Annotated in this window: 3 protein-coding genes; all 3 read left to right on the top strand. The window is 34.9% G+C overall.

All coding sequences use genetic code 11. From position 1 onward, the window contains the following. Positions 1-311, top strand: a 311-nt coding sequence (locus B5D54_RS16475) for an integrase core domain-containing protein (protein WP_139364802.1), incomplete at its 5' end; no start/stop codon positions are given. 171 nt (positions 312-482) lie between these two features. Further along, positions 483-1196 carry a glycoside hydrolase family 19 protein gene (locus B5D54_RS16470; protein WP_078927618.1) on the top strand — a complete coding sequence of 238 codons (714 nt, stop codon included), beginning with the start codon at positions 483-485 and terminating at the stop codon, positions 1194-1196. Further along, positions 1183-1680, top strand: coding sequence for a hypothetical protein (locus B5D54_RS16465; protein ID WP_078927617.1), 498 nt, complete (start codon positions 1183-1185; stop codon positions 1678-1680). The genes B5D54_RS16470 and B5D54_RS16465 overlap by 14 nt, the downstream gene beginning before the upstream one ends. Positions 1681-2536: the final 856 nt, after the last annotated feature.

Below are 2536 nucleotides of genomic sequence, written 5' to 3'. Positions count from 1 at the left end.
CACGTAAGCCGGCTAAAGGTGTCATAATCCACTCAGACCGAGGTGTACAATATAGGGCACATGATTATCAGGACTTCATGCGTAAGCATGGAGGGGTGCCAAGCATGAGTCGCAAAGGCAATTGTTGGGATAATGCGGTGATGGAGTCCTTCTACAGTCGACTGAAAGTTGAGTTGATTTATGCAGAAGATTACCAAACTATCGAAGAAGCACGAATGGGGATCTTCGAATACATCGAGATCTATTACAATCGAAATAGGAAGCACTCAGCGTTGGGCTACGTGAGTCCCGTCGAGTTCGAAAGTGTGTAGTTATGTTGTGTCCACTTTTCGTGGGGTACACTAGTTTCCGTATAAGTATGAAAATGATAATGTTTATAGTTACATATATCTTGGTAACAACTCACATAGAAGAATCATGAATATAGATTAATAGATTTAATAGATTACAATCTAGCGATTGTGAGATGATTATGGTTTTTTATGAAAAAAGATAGCCGAAGACAAATTACTAAAAAGCATTTAAGAATTATCTGGCCAAATCAATCTTTTGTGGCTGATGCTTTTTTATATGAATTAGCTAATGAACTGACAAACTCTTTAGTTACAGGAAAGATTGACTCTGAACTTCGAATCTCTCATTTTCTTGCTCAAGTGAAACAAGAGGTCGGACCTCAATTTAGATTGGACGAAAACCTAAACTATAGGGAAAGAACTTTAATTTCCATGTTTTCTTTTTATAAAAAAAATCCAGAATTGGCTAGAGAGCATGCTTATAACCCAGAAAGCAATAAAAAAGCCGATATAATTTCAATAGCAAATGGCGCATATGCAAATAGAAATGGTAATGGGAATGTAATATCTGGTGATGGTTGGAAATATCGAGGGAGAGGTATGATTCAACTGACGGGGAAGGCTAATTATATTTCAATGCAAAATTTACATAATAATTTATGGTCTGAGGATAAAGATTTCATTGCCCAACCTGACTTATTATTAGAGCCTAAGTATGCAGTTCGTTCTGCATTAGTTTTTTGGGTGGAGAAAAAATTATATCTTAAAGCTGATAAGGGAATTGATAAGAATACAACAGATTCGATAACAGCAGTTATTAATAAAAATACGACAACTTATAAATTACGGCATGATAATTTAAAATATATCATTTCAAAGAAGGTTTTCAATGACATTTTTTAACTTTTCCTTAAAGACTTGTTCTTTGTTTTTGTTGTTTTCATTTAATGTTTTCGCAAATACATTTAGAATAGAACCATTTTCTGATGAACAATATGTTTTGATTACACCAGATTCTGTTTCATACAATGTTATTGTAGATATGCAAGGTGCTAAAGAATTATTTTACCATGGTGAATACAATGTTAATTGTGGTGGCGATTTTTTTTTAGTTTCAGTTATCCAAAGTTTTATAGAGACTATGGAATCTAATGCAGAATATATGGAGTATTTTGTTTTTGACATGAGAGACGGGGGAGTTAATGCTATAAAATCAATTGTCTCTTTATATGTCATTGATAGATATTCTGGTGATGTTATTGAAAATCATACCATTAACCCTAAGTTGAAGAATTTGGATTCTTTATTATGTCCATATATTTTAGAAAAAAATAGTAATGATGATTATCCAATTCAAAAAATAGATAAGACTAATATGAAAGGATAGACTATATTTAGAAACATAACAAAGCATTTAAGAGGGACAATCAACGCGTGGCATTTTCGGTTTGGGTGAGCATTTGAGGTTACGGCTGGCTAGTTTAAGTTCGGTTGTTAGCGTTGCTTGCCCCTTAATGCGGCGTTATGTTTAATCACCAAAAATCAGTGGATTATGGTTTTTCTTTGTTCCCTCGGCTGATTGGTTTTGTGTTTGTCGGCAAGTTAGCTTCAGTGGGCGCGGTTTTCCGGACAATTATTCTTTGGCGCTGGAAATTCAGAAAACTGCCTCAATCAATTTTTGGGCAAGCGCGATGTTGGTTTCGCTGGCTCAATCAGTATTTTGATCACAGGTTTTTGTGATTGAATTGCCGAAATTCGAAGTTTGCTTTTCAAATCTATGAGTCGTTTCAGTCTTCTGGTTTTTGGCTTTTGTTTGTCAGTCAAAAACGAGTTAATCTTGGTTTTGGTAAAGCGTAAGTCATTGAAGCTTAAACATAACAAACGGTTCAAGAGGGACAGCCAACGCGCGGCATTTTTATTATGCGTTGATTTTTTTGGTTACGGTGTTATGCGGAAGCTTGGAAATGGCGTTGGCTGCCCCTTAACCGGGCGTTATGTAACCGTAGAGAAAAAGACCACAATGTATTGAAAGTTAAAGTGTTTTTATGGTTTCTTTACTTTGAATTTAGCTTCTACTTTGTATATTCGATACTTTCAACTGATTGTTTTAATTGGTTATTCATACGGTTTGTAAAGTCAGTTTTATTGATGTTGATTTGGTTTTTGTCTTCTTGTTCTTCAAGTCTGTATTCTGAACTTAATGGTAAAGCGAGTTTGCGTTCAGCTTGTCTATAGTCATGATC

It is taken from the genome of Vibrio cincinnatiensis DSM 19608 (genome assembly GCF_900167345.1).
Classification (GTDB): Bacteria; Pseudomonadota; Gammaproteobacteria; order Enterobacterales; family Vibrionaceae; genus Vibrio; species Vibrio cincinnatiensis.
Note: the sequence above shows the minus strand (reverse complement) of the source record. Positions and strands in the feature narration are given on the sequence as shown.